The following is a 15,659-nucleotide window of genomic DNA, read 5'->3' as shown; positions in this document are numbered from 1 at the left end:
TTAGCCCGTAAAGGCCTTTCCAAGATTACGAACACTTTCCTGATGGACGGACCAGTGACGGCCGCCAATCATGCCGCCGTCAACAAGGATGTCAGCGGCATTGACGAAGGTGGAATCGTCCGACGCCAGGAATAGTGCGGCTTTGGCAATGTCATCGGGAATCCCCGCCCGTCGAATGGGTTGCGCCTGCGATAATACCTCTCCGGCGACCTTCGCCGTATCTTCCGCCGCCTGGCCCTTGAGACCGAGTGCCTTGCCGAAGATGCCGGTTGCGATAGCACCGGGGGAAATCGAGTTGACCCGGACGTTGCTTTCCCCCATTTCCATTGCGGCACTTCGCGTCAGTTGCAAAACTGCTGCCTTTGCGCTGCTGTAGACCATTGAGGTTGAGTAACCAGCGAGATGGCCAGCGATACTGCCGTTATTGATGATACTGCCAAATCCCTGTTTCTTCATGATCGGCGCCGCATGCTTTATCCCGAGGAGTACGCCGCCGAAAAGCAGCGTCATGGCCGCCATCGATTTTTCGAAATCGACGGTTTCGATACTCCCGACGGGGGCTGGGCCGCCGGCATTGTTGAAGATGCAGTCTAGCTTGCCGAACTCCTCCGCTGTTCCGGTGATGAGCGATGCCATGTCGGCCTCCACGCTGGCATCCGCCCGGACGAAATGTACCTTGTCACCCAACCGGTCGGCAATCGCCTTGCCTTCCGTCTCCCGCCGGCCGGAAAAGACGACGTTCGCTCCTTCCTCTGCGAAGACCTCAACGGTGCGAAGTCCAATCCCGCTGGTTCCGCCTGTAATAATGGTTACCTTGTCCTGTAATCGGTTCATTTTCATTCTTCTTTGCTTGAATTTTCGAATAGGGAATAAAAGATTATATCAATACATGATGCGCCGCTAATAGATGTTTTTAGGCGTTCAAGCAGAGATTGACTTCCCAATTTGTAATTTTTGACTAAACTGGCGCCTTGTAACTTACGGGGGATTTTTGTCGCGTGCTCTACCATAGCGTAATTATTATTGCCTATGCCTTGACGGCAGTGGTTATCGCTGTGCAAACACCGGTTTATGTTCAGGGGGTTGATCCAATCGCCGGATACTGGGCGGGAGGTGTCTTTTTCCTGCTTTGTGCCCTGATCCATGATTTTATCATGCGGCATGTGGAGCGCGCACGATTTCAGCGTGACCTGCTGAAAATGCGCAGCGATCTCGATATGGCGGAATCCGGTCTTGACCGCTTCGATAACATTCTCGGACGCCTCGCCGGTAAAGACGGCAACATGGACAGCTTTGCCGCTGAAATGCAGATTCTGCGCAAGCTGCTGAAACAACTTTCAGCGGATCCTGCACCTAAAAAGGCAGAGGAAGAGGAAATAATCCTATCTGTGGATGAGGAGGTTTCCGAAGAGCCGACGGAGAAGGTCGAGCCGGCACGTAACAGCAAGGGTCCGGCTGAGGAAAGTCATTCTCAGGACGCGGCGATACTGGAAATCGTGCGCTCCGGTCTGCAGGAAAACAAGGTTGATCTTTACTTGCAGCCGATTGTCCGCTTGCCCCAACGCCGCACCCTATTTTACGAGGCATTCTCGCGCATTCGTGGGCCCCAGGGTGAAGTGATCACACCGGGACAATATCTTGCCGTCGCGGAAAGTGCCGGCCTTATCGGGACGATAGACAATTTGCTGCTCATTCGCTGCGTCCAGTTGATCCGGCGGGTTCGTCAGCGTAATGCCGACATCGGCTTTTTCGTGAATGTCTCCGCCCGAACACTGAACGATACGGCGTTTTTCCGGCAGTTCGTTGAGTTCCTGGACCAAAACAAGGATTTGAGCGAAAGCCTGATTCTGGAGTTTGCGCAGGATGATATCGATAACGCATCGGAAGTGATCCAGAAGGGGCTGGTGACGCTCGCTAAAATGGGTTTCTCATTTTCCGTAGATCATGTGCAACGACTTGATTTCGACTTTGGCGAACTCGGAAAACGGCATTTCCGGTATCTCAAGGTTGCCGCTGCGGAACTGCTTCCCGGTCGTCCCGGCTTGCCGATGGATATCCATCCCGATGATCTGCGAGAGGCCCTGCTGCGTGAGAATATTGAATTGATCGCGAGCATGGTTGAAGACGAGGATACCGTGATTGGCCTGCTTGATGTGGAAGTCGGTTTTGGTCAGGGGTTCCTTTTTGGCGTGCCGCGCCCACCGCAATCCGTAAACTAACAGGATTTTCCTAATGTCTTTCAAGATTATTTCCGGCCTCTCCGGAGTCGCGCCGAATTATGACGCTTTTATTCTGGATCTTTGGGGCGTCGTGCATAATGGTCACCATCCTTATCCCGGGGTGCTGGATTGCATGGATCGGTTGCGGGAGGGCGGTAAACCGATCATCCTGCTCTCGAACGCGCCCCGTACCAACGGGTATGTTGTCGACTTCCTAGAAAATATGAGCGTGGCGCGGGAACGTTATGACCATATTCTGACTTCGGGCGATATTACGCGTGAGGTGTTGGCGAGTCGCGATCACCCCTTTTTAAACAATACCGGTACGGCCTTCTACCAGATTGGGGCTGCTCGTGATAAGGGGCTGGAGGACGGCCTTGACTATCAGAAGGTTTCGTCAATTGGTGACGCAGATTTTTTGATCTGCACCGGGCTGGTTGATGACCAGACTGAAACACCGGAAATCTATCGTGAAATCTTGCAGGACGCCCTTAAACATGACCTGCCGATGCTTTGCGCCAATCCGGACCTGACCGTGATGCGAGGGGCGACATCTCATTATTGTGCCGGCGCGATTGCGGCGCTCTACGAGGAGTTGGGCGGCCGGGTCGAGCTTTTCGGGAAGCCCTATCCCGAGGTTTATCGGCAGGCAATGGAAAAGCTGCAGGTATCGGAACCCTCAAGAATTCTTGCCATCGGGGACAGTATGAGAACCGACATAAAGGGCGCCAACGGCTGTGGCATTGACAGCGTGTTGGTAAGTGGCGGTATTCATGCAGACGAATGGGGTTTGAAGGACGGTCAATTACCAACGGCCGCGCAGATAGATGAGATCACGCGGGTTCATCAATTCTCACCAACTTACGTGATGGGACACATGGTCTGGCAGGGCAACTGAGCTTGTTTGTCAGTCGAACAGAGCGTCAATTTCGTCTTGTGCCTTGTTTCTTGTGCCCTTGTCAGCATCGTCCTGTGTATTGGCGTCCACTTGTGATCCGGTTCCGGCTTCATCAAAAAGCGTATCGATATCACCCTGATTGACGCCTTCTCCGGCAAGGGCCGGCCCGTTTAGGAGTTTGCTGTCATCATCGGAGCCGGTCTCTAACTCGGCAGCGCTATCCGTCTGATGCCCCCACGCCTTGGTGAGGCGCGCGAGATAGTCCTCGATATAGTTTAGGGTGTTGACCACCTTGCTGATCCGTTGGCCCGTGATGTCCTGAAAGGAACAGGCCTCGAAAATTTCCATGCAGGCGTCATTGACAACGTCGGCGTCCGTCACTTTCGCAGACATGATCTTTTCGGTCGCAGTCATAATCTGGTTGGTCGCAGTTTCCGTGGCTTCCACAATCGCGTCCAGTTCCTTGCCGGCGCGGGGCAATTTTTCCTGCTTGAGATCATTTGGCCGGATCTGGGCAATTTCCGACCTGGCCGCCATGATAAAATTCGCGAGGTCCTGACAATCCTGATGAAGCGATGCAATCGCCTTTCTCAGTTGAATGACCTCTTCCGTATCAGGCATTAAAATTCACCAAGGACCGAGGATATTTTTGTTTTCAGAGTCGCCGCGTTAAACGGCTTGACGATATAGTTATTCACTCCGGCTTTCTTCGCGGCAACCACATTATCGGTCTTGGATTCTGCCGTGATCATAATAAAGGGCGTGCTCTTCAGGGTTTCGTCGGCGCGGACTTCCTTCAGCAACTGATATCCCGTCATCGGTTCCATGTTCCAGTCGGAAATCACAAGGCCGTATTTCTTGGTACGCATTTTAGAAAGCGCGGCGGAACCGTCGGCTGCTTCGTCAACCGCATTAAAGCCGAGTTGCTTGAGAAGATTGCGGATAATGCGCAACATTGTTTTGTAATCATCAACGATGAGGATCGACATATTCATATCGACAGCCATGGAAATGTCCTCTTACTTTCCTAAAAAATTTGTTCCGGTCAGGGTGTGGGTTAAGACTCCGCTTTAACCTTTAAGTTGGAGATTAGGATCGGAACCTGAAAAAATGGTTAATTCACACGGGGTTTTGTCAAAACGGAGCCTATAGGCTGAATCTTGACGGGCGAACTTGTCACAATGCTTGCGGCAGCACGTTTTTTCCTTCTATATAGCTCGACCTACCCCGGACATGAAAGAGCAGGAACCCAATGTCAGTTTATGAAGATTTGCACGGCTATTTTCTGGAAGATCTGAAAGTCGGCATGACGGAGCTTTACGCCAAGACCATAACTGAATCTGATATTGTCATGTATGCGGGCATTTCGGGAGATACAAACCCGGTTCACCTCAATGCTGAATTTGCTGAGAAGACAATTTTCAAGGAACGCATTGCCCATGGAATGCTGTCTGCGGGTCTTCTTTCAACGGTGTTTGGAACCAAGCTGCCGGGCCCTGGGGCGATATACATGAGCCAGAACCTGAATTTCAAGGCGCCAGTCTGTATCGGAGATACAGTTGTGGCGCGGGCGACGCTGCGAGAGATAAATGGCAAACGGGTCACATTTGACTGTGTTTGTACCATCGGGGAGACCGTTGTGCTGGATGGTGAGGCGACTTTGATGGTATCACGTCGTCCTTAAGATTAACGAAAGCAATACGGAATTCAGTCGATGCGCATCCTACGCGATTACCATAATGTTCCTGAAGAATGCCGTGGGCTTGTGCTGGCTATCGGGAATTTCGATGGCGTTCATCGCGGTCATCAGGCCGTAATTGCGGAAGCGCAGGAAATTGCAGACAGGAAGGGGTTGGCCGCCGGCGTATTGACATTCGAGCCGCATTCGCGGGAATTCTTTGCCCCTGATGCACCACCGTTTCGATTGTCGACCCTTGATACAAAGGCGGCTCATCTGAAGTGGCTGGGGATTGATGTCATGGTGGCTCTTGAATTCAATCTGGCTTTCTCCCAGAAATCGGCCGAAGATTTTGTCCGGGATGTGCTGGTTGAGGGATATAATGTTGCCCATGTAGTCGTCGGCTATGATTTTATTTTTGGCCACAAACGACAGGGAACGACAGTCGTTCTCGCGGAACTTGGCAAAAAATACGGCTTCGGCGTGACGGTGGTTGAACCGGTCGGTGAAGGCACCGTTATATTTTCGTCCACGGCAATCCGCGAATGCCTTAAGGCGGGGGAGCCCGGAAAGGCCGCGACATTGCTTGGCCATTGGTGGGAAATCGAGGGACCGGTTATCGAAGGAGACAAGCGCGGCCGTACAATCGGATTTCCGACCGCAAATATACCGCTGGTCGGGTATCATCACCCGAAGCTGGGCGTTTATGCGGTCCGGGTCGGGTTGCACCGGGGAACCCATGTCGATTGGATAGATGGCGTCGCAAATTTTGGTATGCGCCCGACCTTTGATAAAAAGGATGTTCTTCTTGAGGTTCATCTCATGGACTGGTCCGGCGATCTTTATGAACAGAGCTTGCGCGTCGCCTTTGTTGATTATATCCGGCCGGAAATGAAATTCGCCGGGATAGAGGAACTGACCGAGCAGATCGCAGAAGACGTCAAAAAGGCTCGGAAGATTCTCTCTAACCACAATAATCGGCAAACCAAGTATGCGGATAAGAAAGTCCATAGCTAGCCACCTTTCTCTCCTGTTTCGTGGCTTGTTTCTTTTTCTGCTTACCGTAAGTCCGGCGCATGCCTATGACGTTGTTTCTTTCCCCAGTCTCGATGGAAATACCCGCTTAACCGCATATTTAGGGAAACCGGAGGGACGGGCCCCGTTTCCAGCGGTAGTCCTGATGCACGGGTGTGGGGGCATCTCGCAGATGTATTCCAGTTGGGCGAAGGAGCTTAATGACCAGGGGTTTGCGACCCTGACAGTTGATAGCGCGGGTTCTCGTAATCTTGGTGTGACCTGCGGAGACCGGGAAAAACGTATGCGGATGTATCGCGAACGTCCTTTCGATGCCTATGGCGCCCTCGAATATCTCCAGTCGCAGGATTTTATCTTGCCGGACAGGATTGGCCTAGTCGGCTGGTCACAGGGGGGCGGTATTGTTCTTCTGACGGTGGTAGGCGAGAGTATCGCGCGGCCCGTACCCGCTCTGCGTCATGACTTTGTTGCCGCGGCGGCGTTCTATCCGGCGCTTTGTAATGACAAGTTACAGTCGAGGCCCTTCACGAAGGTCGCACCCCAGAGCTGGTCAACCAAGATCCCCTTGATGGTGCTTCAGGGACAGGCAGACAACTGGACGCGCCCGGAACCCTGCGAGAGTTTTATCGAGGCGGCGCGCAAGCGTGGAAATCCGGTGTCAATTGTCCTCTATCCAAACGCCTATCACGGCTTTGATATGCCAGGGGAAATCACAAGAACGCTTCCTCAATACAAGACAATGACAGGGGTTATCCCGGTAATCGGTCCTAATCCTGCTGCCCGTGCGGATGCGCTTAAACGGTTGCCCGCCTTTCTCGGGATGTATCTTTTACCTGAAAAAGCGGACTGACAGTGTTTATTGCGGTAAAATTCGCTTGTTTTTGGAGCTTTTAGTCTTTGATTTCTCGACAGCAGAGCACGGAGTTGATAAAACACCTGCCATGACAGAATTATGGATGCATACGGCTTGTTTCCTCGGGCGGGGTATTACCCGCGATCGAATTATAAGCCCGGCCTTTGTTAAATAAGGCCGGGTAACAAAGGTTCACACCTGATGATCAGGGTAAAGCCAATAAAATGCGGCGCGCCGCCGCGAGTGATATACCAATAAATTGAGATACTGTTAGGATCAGTTTGCCCCGATGAGCACTGACTATAAATCGACGCTATTTTTACCTCGTACGGATTTCCCGATGAAGGCTGGCCTTCCGGCGAAGGAACCCGGACTACTGGAACGCTGGGAGACGATGGACCTGTTCGGCCGTCAGCGGGAACAGTCAAAGGATCGCGAAAAATTCATTCTTCATGATGGCCCTCCCTATGCAAATGGTAATCTGCATATCGGTCACGCGATGAACAAGATCCTGAAAGACGTTATCAGCCGTTCCCAGCAGATGATGGGCAAGAATGCACATTATGTCCCGGGCTGGGATTGTCATGGCCTCCCCATCGAGTGGAAAATCGAGGAAAAATACCGTAAAGCCGGGAAGGACAAGGATCAGGTTCCTGTTGTCGAGTTCCGTAAAGAATGCCGGGATTTTGCGGCTCACTGGGTCGGTGTCCAGAAAGAGGAATTCAAGCGCCTTGGCGTCATTGGCGACTGGGAACGGCCCTATCTGACTATGAGTTTCGATGCGGAAGCACAAATCGTTCGGGAACTGCTGAAGTTCCTGATGAACGGAGGGCTTTATCGCGGATCAAAGCCGGTCATGTGGTCACCAGTTGAAAAAACAGCGCTTGCCGAGGCCGAGCTTGAATATCACGATCATACCTCGACTACGATCCATGTGCGGTTCCCCGTAAAATCAGGTCCCGACGAATTTATGGGTGCGTCCATCGTTATCTGGACAACGACCCCCTGGACCATGCCGGGCAACCGCGCAATCTCCTATGGTCCGGACATGGAGTATGTCGGGATCGAAGTGAGCGAGGTGGCAGAAGGATCGCTTGCCGTTGTTGGCGAGAAGCTGTTCGTTGCGACTGAATTGCTCGAGGAAGTCAAGAAGGAAGCCGGCATTGCCGCAGCGGATGTTATTTGGCGCGGCAAGGGCGATGCCTTCAAGGGAGTCGTCTGCCTGCATCCTTTCAATGGCCAGGGATATGATTTCGACGTTCCTCTGATCGACGGAGACCATGTGACAGTGGACGCCGGTACCGGCTTCGTTCATACCGCGCCAGGACATGGCCAGGAAGACTATGAAGTCGGCATGGTTCATGGCATTGAAGTGCCGCATACGGTGGATGAGGACGGCACGTTCTACGAACATGTGCCGATGTTCGCGGGTCAGCATGTCTATAAATGCAACGAGGGCGTAGCCGATGAGCTTGAAAAAGTCGGCGCATTGTTGAAGCGAGGCAAACTGGTACATTCCTATCCGCACTCCTGGCGGTCAAAGGCACCCTTGATTTTCCGCAATACCAGCCAGTGGTTCATCTCGATGGAGACGAACGACCTGCGGGCGAAAGCGCTCAAGGCGATCGATGATACCAAATGGTATCCGGCGTCAGGGCGGAACCGCATCCATGCCATGATTTCCGGTCGACCGGACTGGGTTCTCTCGCGGCAACGCGCCTGGGGCGTGCCCATCACGGTCTTTACCCATAAGGAGACCGGTGAGTTATTGCGTGATGAAAAGATCAATGCCCGTATTCTCGAGATCATGGAAGCGGAAGGGGCCGACGCTTGGTTCGATTCCCCGGCAGAACGGTTTCTTGAGCCGGACTACAATGCCGATGACTATGAGATGGCAAAAGATATCCTCGATGTCTGGTTTGATTCCGGCTGCACACACGCCTTCACGCTGGAGGCGCGACCGGAATTGCAATGGCCTGCATCGCTCTATCTTGAAGGCACCGACCAGCATCGCGGCTGGTTCCATTCGTCACTGCTGGAATCCTGCGGTACGCGCGGACGCGCGCCGTATGAGGCTGTGCTGACCCATGGTTTCGTCATGGATGGGCAAGGACGCAAGATGTCCAAGTCCCTCGGTAATGTCGTCGCGCCGCAAAAGATCATTGAACAGAATGGCGCAGATATCCTGCGTCTCTGGGTCGTGGCATCGGATTACTCTGAAGATATGCGTATCGGCAATGAAATCGTGAAGGGGCAGGTCGACAGCTACCGCCGCCTTCGCAATACGCTTCGTTTCATCCTTGGCAATCTTGAAGGCTGGGAGGAAAGTGAGCGGCTCGATTATTCTGAAATGCCGGAATTGGAGCAGTGGGTTTTACACCGGCTTTCAGTGTTGGATGAACTCATTCGAGAGAACTGCAATGTCTATGAGTTCAGTCGTGTGTTCACGGCAATTCATAATTTCTGCACGCTGGAATTGTCGGCCTTTTATTTCGATATCCGCAAAGACGTTCTTTATTGCGACGGGGCGAATGATATACGTCGTCGCGCTGCGCGGACCGTTCTGGATCAGCTGTTCCATTGCCTCACCGCATGGCTCGCCCCGATGCTGGTCTTTACGGCAGAAGAGACATGGCTGACGCGCTATCCCGGCGAGGATAGCAGCGTTCACCTTCGCCAGTTCCCGGAAATTCCGAAAGATTGGCGCAATCAGGCCTTGCATGACCGGTGGTCGAAAGTGCGTAGTTTCCGTCGTGTAGTGACGGGCGCGTTGGAAATCGAGCGTCGGGAAAAACGGATTGGCTCCAGCCTGCAGGCCGCCCCAACCGTCTATGTGAGTGCGGATTATAAGGCGTTGCTTGAGGGTCTCGATCTCGCCGATATCTGCATCACTTCCGGAGTGAGCCTGTCAACAGACGCGGCGCCGGCGGAAGCCTTCACTCTCGAGGATGTCAGTGGTGTTGCCGTTGTCCCGGCTCTTGCCGACGGGGAAAAATGCCAACGTTGCTGGAAAATCCTCGATGAGGTGGGAACCCATGAGACTTATAATGACCTCTGCCATCGCTGCGCCGATGTGGTGGTGTCACTACCGGTAGAAGTCGAGGCGTGAACAATATGCTCCGTCTCGGGCTTGCCATCGCCGCGGTCATCATCGCCGTTGATCAGGTCAGCAAACATTATCTGATTGACCTGATGGCCCGCCATCCGGGGGGCATTGAAGTGACGAGCTTCTTTAATCTCGTGATGGTTTGGAATAGAGGCGTAAGTTTCGGCATGTTTGCCGGTGACAATGTGCGGTGGATTTTGGTTGCTGTTGCCGCCGTTATTTCCGTTGTCGTGTTTTTCTGGCTTAGAAAAGCCGCAAACCGGATGCTATCTATAGGCCTTGGGTTGGTGCTGGGTGGTGCGATCGGCAATATCGTTGACCGCATCAGGTTTGGGGCGGTTGCGGATTTCTTCGATTTTGACCTGATCTTCATGCGCTGGCCCGCCTTTAACGTTGCGGATATGGCGATTGTAGTCGGCGTGGTTGTAATATTGCTTGAAAGCTTGTTTCAGGGGCGTAAATCCGATAAATTGTCGGCATGAGGGAAGGTTTCAATATCATGCGTAGTGGGAGAATTTTGACCGGGCTGGTCCTGCTGTCTGCAGTTCTGTTGACGGGCTGTGAAGGCACGAAGCAGGCGCTTGGCATCGGAAAGAAGGAAGGGCCGGACGAATTTACGGTCATTACCAAGGCGCCGCTGATTATCCCGCCGGATTTCTCGCTTCGTCCTCCTGCGCCCGGACAGAAGGGACCGCAAGACGTACTGGCGGAAAATAGCGCAAAAGCCGCCCTTCTAGGCAACCAGACTAACACGGCGCCCGTGACCCATAGTGATGCGGTCGCGGCGGGTGTCACTACGGGTGAACTTGCCCTCCTGCGGCAGGCGGGTGCCGAAAATGTTGACCCGAATATCCGCCAAATTGTGGATACGGAAACTGCGGTTCTCGCAGAAAATGACGAAACCTTCATGGAAAAAATCATGTTCTGGCAGGAACAGCCGCCTTTCGGCACGGTTGTAGATCCGGCAAAAGAGAAGAAGCGACTGCAGGAGAACGCGGCGCTTGGCGAAAGCCCTGCGGCCGGGCCGGAAACTCCGATCATCGAGCGGCGCAAACGGGCGCTCCTGGAAGGGTTGTTTAACTGACCTGCGTGGTTAGACCGATTTGCTCGACCGCCGTTGCGTCCTTAGGGTATCTTCTTCATAAATAATGGCTGTATAGTCTTGTAAATCAGGACACTTCATCCTTTATTTTAGGATAACAGTTATAATGCGACCGGAGGCAGCCTATGGGCCCGATACGACCGCTATTCATTATTTCTCTATCTCTCTGCATAATTTTCGCAACCAGTCCGACGAGACTTTTTGCTGAAGAGACTATACCAACCTTGTTCGATCCGAAGGTGACAACGCTTGATAACGGCCTGCAAGTCGTCGTGCTGGAAGATCACCGTGCTCCCGTCGTGACTCATATGGTGTGGTACAAGGTGGGGGCGGCTGATGAAAAACCGCTAAAGTCCGGCATCGCGCATTTTCTGGAGCATCTGATGTTCAAGGGAACGAAGACGTTACAGCCGGGTGAATTCTCGGAAATTGTTGCGGAGAACGGCGGTCAGGAAAATGCCTTTACGTCACAGGACTATACCGCCTATTTCCAAAATGTCAGTGTGGACAAGCTGCCGCTTTTCATGGAGATGGAGGCGGACCGCATGACCAATCTTATATTAACGGATGAAATCGTCGCGCCGGAACTTAAAGTCGTTCTGGAAGAGCGGTCCCAACGCACAGACAATAATCCGGCCGCACTTTTCGGGGAGCAGTTCGATGCGGCGCAGTTTCTTGCCCATCCTTACGGCACGCCGGTCATTGGGTGGCGGCATGAGATTGAGAACCTGACCACCGAAGATGCGCTGGACTGGTACAAAACTTATTACGCGCCGAATAATGCGATCCTCGTCGTCGCGGGTGATGTCAATGCGGAGGAGGTCTTTGAGCTAGCTGAACAATATTATGGCCCGATCCCGGCGCGGGAAATCCCCAAACGCGAACGTGTGCAGGAACCCCCGCAACTTGCCAAGCGAGTCATTGAGATGAGTGACAAGCGCGTTCGGCAGCCGTCCTGGCGCCAGAGTTACCTTGCTCCGTCGGCTCGAAGCGAGGATCAAGAAAATGTCCGGGCGCTGGAAGTTCTAAGCCAGATTCTGGGAGGCGGGGTGACCAGCCGCCTCTATAACGACTTGGTCGTTGAAAAGAAAATTGCGACGAATGCAGGCGCCTATTATCAATCCGGCTCCTATGACAAATCAACTTTCGTTCTATATGGCAGCCCGACTCCGGATCATAGCCTGGAAGACATAGAAACGGCAGTTCAGGCGACCATTGAGGACATTGTCAAGAACGGGGTGACGGAAAAGGAGTTAATCCGTGCGAAGAAAAAGCTCCTTGCGGATGCGATCTACGCGCGGGACAGTATTCGCGGAGCGGCGAATATCTTGGGGTCCTCCCTCGCCAGCGGGGAGACGATCGAGAATATAGTCAACTGGCCAACGCATATTTCCAAGGTGACAGCGGCAGAAATTCAAAACGCGGCCGAGGCGCTTTTCGATGAGCGGCAATCCGTTGTCGGACGTCTCTTGCCCGAGCCAGCGAAGAGTTGAGGGAGTAATCATGTTTCACGTTCATCGTCAGATCTCAGCCGCTTTGACTATTGTATTCCTCCTTCTGTTCAGCTTGCCAGCAAGGGCGGTAGAGGTGACTGAGGTAACCAGTCCCGGCGGTATCAAAGCCTGGCTGGTGGAAGAGCCTTCTATCCCGATTGTCAGCATGAATGTTGCGTGGCGGGGCGGGGCAAGTCTCGATCCCGCGGATAAGGCAGGACTCGCCTATCTCGTATCCTCTACAATGGATGAGGGGGCTGGAGAGCTTGATAGCAAGGCCTTTCAGGAGCGCCTCTCTGATTTGGCCATTCAACTCGGATTTGATGCCAGCAAGGATAGCTTTTCAGGAAGCATCAAGACTTTAAGCGAAAATACAGACGAGGCATTTCGTCTTTTCGGCACTGCCATTACGGATCCACGTTTCGATGAGGAGCCTGTAGAACGTATTCGCGGTCAAATTCTGTCGTCACTTGACCGGAAACTCTCAGATCCCGATAGTCTGGCCGGACGCGCCTGGTTTGAACTCGCTTTCGGGGATCATCCCTACGCCCAGCCGTCTGAAGGCACAATGGACACAATGGCAGCGATTACCCGTGAGGATCTTGCCGCCTTTGCCCGGACGCGGATCGGTAGGGATAATATGCTGATCGGCGTCGTCGGCGATATCACGGCGGAAGAACTCGGGCCGCTCCTTGACAAAACCTTCAGTGACCTGCCGGCTAAGGCGGAGATTGCCGCGATCCCGCAGACGGCCCCGCTATCAGAAGCCGCCGTTAAAATAATTCCGCAGGATATCCCGCAGAGTGTTGTTGTCTTCGGTGGGCAGGGCGTGAAACGGGATGATCCCGATTACTATGCGGCCTATGTGCTGAATTATATTCTGGGCGGCGGAAGCTTTCAGTCCCGCCTTACCGAAGAGATTCGCGAGAAGCGGGGGCTGGTCTACTCTGTATATAGCTATCTCTATCCGATGAAAGCCGCCGGCCTGCAAATGGGTGGATTTGGAACCAGCAATAGCTCCGTCAAGGAGGCCCTTGATCTGGTTGAGGCCGAACTTCTGCGTATTCGCGAAAACGGCGTAACAGAGGAGGAGCTCGCCGCGGCAAAAACCTATCTCAATGGTTCCTTCCCGCTTAGCCTGTCATCCAATGACCGCATTGCCGATATCCTGGTCGCCATGCAGTTCAGCAATCTTCCGATCGATTATCTGAATGATCGCCCCAACCTGATAAATTCCGTGACACAGGACGATATCAAGCGCGTTGCACAAAAACTCCTTGATCCGGATAGGCTGATTGTCGTCGTTGCCGGCAAGCCGGAAAACCTTGAGGAGAAAGGCAAGGGCGCCGAAAAGAATTAGGCAGGGAACTCTAGGCCGGCCCTTCCTATTTTGCTAAGGTCTCTCTGAAAATTCCTGATGGATCGACTATGCCTTTAAGACGCCTGCCCGATAATATCGTCAATCAGATCGCCGCCGGTGAAGTGGTTGAGCGCCCCGCTTCCGCCGTCAAGGAACTGGTGGAAAATGCGATCGATGCGGGCGCTACCCGGATTGATGTCGTCATGCGAGACGGTGGCCGCTCCCTGATCACCGTGACGGATAATGGAAGCGGCATGAGTGCCGAAGAGTTGGAGCTCTGCTTCGAACGGCACGCCACCTCGAAGCTACCCGATGATGATCTTGTTTTCATCCAGAATCTGGGATTCCGCGGGGAGGCTATCCCCTCAATCGCTTCGGTGAGCCGAATGACCATCACCGCGCGCCAGGAGGGAGATGATACCGCCTGGAAAATGTCGGTTGAAGGCGGGAGAAAGCATGCGCCGGAGCCCGGGAGCGGGCAGAAGGGAACGCGGGTTGAGGTGCGGGACATTTTCTTTGCTACACCAGCGCGGCTTAAATTCCTGAAGACCGAGCGATCCGAATTCGGCGCCGCCCTTGATGTCGTTCGCCGCCTCGCCATGGCATTCCCCGGCATTTCCTTTTCCCTGTCCGATGAAAATCGCGCTGCCCTTCGTGTTACTGGATCAGAGGGCGATCTTTTCGACGCCTGGCTGGATCGCCTCGGTGCCATTATGGGGCGGGAGTTTGCCGACAATGCTATCCGCATCGAAGCGGAGCGTGAGGGCGTGAAACTTGCCGGTTTTGCGGGCGTTCCAACATTTAACCGGGGCAACGCGATGATGCAGTTCATGTTCGTTAATGGCCGCCCGGTGCGTGACAAGCTTTTCACTGGCGCGGTGCGCGGTGCCTATATGGACCTGCTGGCGCGTAATCGTCACCCGCTTCTCGCCCTGTTCCTGGAGCTGCCGGCGGACCAGGTGGACGTCAATGTGCATCCGGCCAAGGCAGAGGTCCGGTTTCGCGATTCAGGGGGTGTACGTGGGCTGATCGTTGGATCGCTACGTCATGCGCTGGCGGAGCATGGGCATCGGGCCTCCTCCACGATATCCGGACAGGCGTTGGGGGCATTCCGACCACAAAACACCCCACTTCCTATTCAGTCTGCCACCCGACCGGCGGCGAGCTGGGGGCGCTGGAATGACAGCCCAACGAGCCCTCCTTCCTATGGGCTGGCGGAAGCCGCGGCGGAGTTTCAAGCGCCGTTTACCACACAAAATCCGCCAAGTGCGCGCGGAAGTGATGAATCTCCCCAGCAACAGGAGAAAGTCCGGGCCTTGGAGCAATATCCCTTAGGCGCGGCCCGCAGCCAGCTTCATGAAACATATATCGTTGCGCAGACCACAAACGGTCTCGTCCTTGTCGATCAGCATGCAGCGCATGAACGGCTGGTGATGGAGCGCATGAAAAAGCAGCTATCTGAAAAAGGAGTAGCCAGACAGATGCTTCTTTTGCCGGAGGTGGTCGAGCTTGACGAGGTATCGGCAAATCGCGTCGTCGAACGGGCGGAAGAACTGGCCGAAATGGGATTGGTTCTCGAACCCTTCGGCGTGGGCGCCATAGTCGTGCGTGAGACACCGGCTATGCTGGGGGAGTGCAACATCAAGGGATTGGTGCAGGACCTGGCAGATGATCTTGGCGAACTCGATACCGCGCTATCATTGAAGGATCGGCTTGACGATGTCTGCGCGACAATGGCGTGTCACGGTTCGGTTCGTGCAGGGAGACGGCTTTCGATCGATGAGATGAATGCCTTGCTGCGCGAGATGGAGGTCACGCCCCATAGCGGTCAATGCAATCATGGCCGGCCCACATATGTAGAATTGCAGCTCGGTGACATTGAAAAATTATTTGGTCGCCGGTAAAAGCCAGTCCT

The 15,659-nt window shown here is 53.8% G+C and carries 14 protein-coding genes; 11 read left to right on the top strand and 3 right to left on the bottom strand.

The genetic code is table 11. The annotated features are described in order from the left end of the window. Positions 1-834 (bottom strand): SDR family NAD(P)-dependent oxidoreductase, encoded by an 834-nt coding sequence (locus J0X12_RS01425; RefSeq protein WP_207041252.1) that lies wholly within the window; start codon positions 832-834, stop codon positions 1-3. A gap of 164 nt (positions 835-998) precedes the next feature. Between J0X12_RS01425 and J0X12_RS01420 the strand changes: the two genes are divergently transcribed. Next, positions 999-2,219 carry an EAL domain-containing protein gene (locus tag J0X12_RS01420; RefSeq protein WP_207041250.1) on the top strand — a complete coding sequence of 407 codons (1,221 nt, stop codon included), beginning with the start codon at positions 999-1,001 and terminating at the stop codon, positions 2,217-2,219. Positions 2,220-2,232: 13 nt separating this feature from the next. After that, complete coding sequence (locus J0X12_RS01415) at positions 2,233-3,117, top strand: TIGR01459 family HAD-type hydrolase (RefSeq protein WP_207041248.1); 885 nt, start codon at positions 2,233-2,235, stop codon at positions 3,115-3,117. Positions 3,118-3,126: 9 nt separating this feature from the next. On the opposite strand, the gene J0X12_RS01410 is transcribed toward J0X12_RS01415, so the two are convergent. Next, the gene (locus J0X12_RS01410; RefSeq protein WP_207041246.1) at positions 3,127-3,738 is read right to left on the bottom strand and encodes a protein phosphatase CheZ; all 612 of its coding nucleotides are present in this window, start codon (positions 3,736-3,738) and stop codon (positions 3,127-3,129) included. Continuing rightward, positions 3,738-4,124: a response regulator gene (locus J0X12_RS01405; protein WP_237687926.1), complete on the bottom strand. Its 387-nt coding sequence runs from the start codon at positions 4,122-4,124 to the stop codon at positions 3,738-3,740. The genes J0X12_RS01410 and J0X12_RS01405 overlap by 1 nt, the downstream gene beginning before the upstream one ends. Before the next feature lie 245 nt (positions 4,125-4,369). Here J0X12_RS01405 and J0X12_RS01400 point away from each other — a divergent pair, with 245 nt between their 5' ends. The 9 genes from J0X12_RS01400 (at position 4,370) to mutL (ending at position 15,648) form a co-directional block, all read left to right on the top strand. Beyond that, complete coding sequence (locus J0X12_RS01400; protein WP_207041243.1) at positions 4,370-4,801, top strand: MaoC family dehydratase; 432 nt, start codon at positions 4,370-4,372, stop codon at positions 4,799-4,801. A gap of 30 nt (positions 4,802-4,831) precedes the next feature. Next, the gene (locus tag J0X12_RS01395) at positions 4,832-5,812 is read left to right on the top strand and encodes a bifunctional riboflavin kinase/FAD synthetase (protein ID WP_207041234.1); all 981 of its coding nucleotides are present in this window, start codon (positions 4,832-4,834) and stop codon (positions 5,810-5,812) included. Further along, positions 5,787-6,680, top strand: a complete 894-nt coding sequence (locus tag J0X12_RS01390) for a dienelactone hydrolase family protein (protein WP_207041232.1) — start codon at positions 5,787-5,789, stop codon at positions 6,678-6,680. Before J0X12_RS01395 ends, J0X12_RS01390 begins: the two co-directional genes overlap by 26 nt. A 292-nt stretch (positions 6,681-6,972) precedes the next feature. Then, positions 6,973-9,792 (top strand): isoleucine--tRNA ligase, encoded by a 2,820-nt coding sequence (gene ileS, locus J0X12_RS01385; RefSeq protein ID WP_207041230.1) that lies wholly within the window; start codon positions 6,973-6,975, stop codon positions 9,790-9,792. A 5-nt stretch (positions 9,793-9,797) separates the two neighbouring features. Beyond that, positions 9,798-10,271, top strand: a complete 474-nt coding sequence (gene lspA, locus J0X12_RS01380) for a signal peptidase II (protein WP_237687968.1) — start codon at positions 9,798-9,800, stop codon at positions 10,269-10,271. A gap of 17 nt (positions 10,272-10,288) precedes the next feature. After that, on the top strand, positions 10,289-10,873 hold the full coding sequence (locus J0X12_RS01375) for a DUF3035 domain-containing protein (RefSeq protein WP_207041226.1): 585 nt from the start codon (positions 10,289-10,291) through the stop codon (positions 10,871-10,873). 143 nt (positions 10,874-11,016) lie between these two features. Beyond that, positions 11,017-12,384, top strand: coding sequence for a M16 family metallopeptidase (locus J0X12_RS01370; protein ID WP_207041224.1), 1,368 nt, complete (start codon positions 11,017-11,019; stop codon positions 12,382-12,384). Between the two features lie 94 nt (positions 12,385-12,478). Next, the gene (locus J0X12_RS17540; RefSeq protein WP_207041222.1) at positions 12,479-13,744 is read left to right on the top strand and encodes an insulinase family protein; all 1,266 of its coding nucleotides are present in this window, start codon (positions 12,479-12,481) and stop codon (positions 13,742-13,744) included. 68 nt (positions 13,745-13,812) lie between these two features. Continuing rightward, complete coding sequence (gene mutL / locus J0X12_RS01360) at positions 13,813-15,648, top strand: DNA mismatch repair endonuclease MutL (protein ID WP_207041220.1); 1,836 nt, start codon at positions 13,813-13,815, stop codon at positions 15,646-15,648. The last annotated feature ends 11 nt before the right edge of the window (positions 15,649-15,659 follow it).

Source organism: Sneathiella sedimenti, from assembly GCF_017313765.1.
Taxonomy (GTDB): Bacteria; Pseudomonadota; Alphaproteobacteria; order Sneathiellales; family Sneathiellaceae; genus Sneathiella; species Sneathiella sedimenti.
Note: the sequence above shows the minus strand (reverse complement) of the source record. Positions and strands in the feature narration are given on the sequence as shown.

Bases quoted from the DNA above. Each gene is read 5' to 3' on its own strand.
- J0X12_RS01425 (WP_207041252.1), bottom strand. From the start codon at position 834: ATGAACCGATTACAGGACAAGGTAACCATTATTACAGGCGGAACCAGC.
- J0X12_RS01415 (WP_207041248.1), top strand. From the start codon at position 2,233: ATGTCTTTCAAGATTATTTCCGGCCTCTCCGGAGTCGCGCCGAATTAT.
- J0X12_RS01410 (WP_207041246.1), bottom strand. From the start codon at position 3,738: ATGCCTGATACGGAAGAGGTCATTCAACTGAGAAAGGCGATTGCATCG.
- J0X12_RS01405 (WP_237687926.1), bottom strand. From the start codon at position 4,124: ATGGCTGTCGATATGAATATGTCGATCCTCATCGTTGATGATTACAAA.
- J0X12_RS01400 (WP_207041243.1), top strand. From the start codon at position 4,370: ATGTCAGTTTATGAAGATTTGCACGGCTATTTTCTGGAAGATCTGAAA.
- J0X12_RS01395 (WP_207041234.1), top strand. From the start codon at position 4,832: ATGCGCATCCTACGCGATTACCATAATGTTCCTGAAGAATGCCGTGGG.
- J0X12_RS01390 (WP_207041232.1), top strand. From the start codon at position 5,787: ATGCGGATAAGAAAGTCCATAGCTAGCCACCTTTCTCTCCTGTTTCGT.
- ileS (WP_207041230.1), top strand. From the start codon at position 6,973: ATGAGCACTGACTATAAATCGACGCTATTTTTACCTCGTACGGATTTC.
- lspA (WP_237687968.1), top strand. From the start codon at position 9,798: ATGCTCCGTCTCGGGCTTGCCATCGCCGCGGTCATCATCGCCGTTGAT.
- J0X12_RS01375 (WP_207041226.1), top strand. From the start codon at position 10,289: ATGCGTAGTGGGAGAATTTTGACCGGGCTGGTCCTGCTGTCTGCAGTT.
- J0X12_RS01370 (WP_207041224.1), top strand. From the start codon at position 11,017: ATGGGCCCGATACGACCGCTATTCATTATTTCTCTATCTCTCTGCATA.
- mutL (WP_207041220.1), top strand. From the start codon at position 13,813: ATGCCTTTAAGACGCCTGCCCGATAATATCGTCAATCAGATCGCCGCC.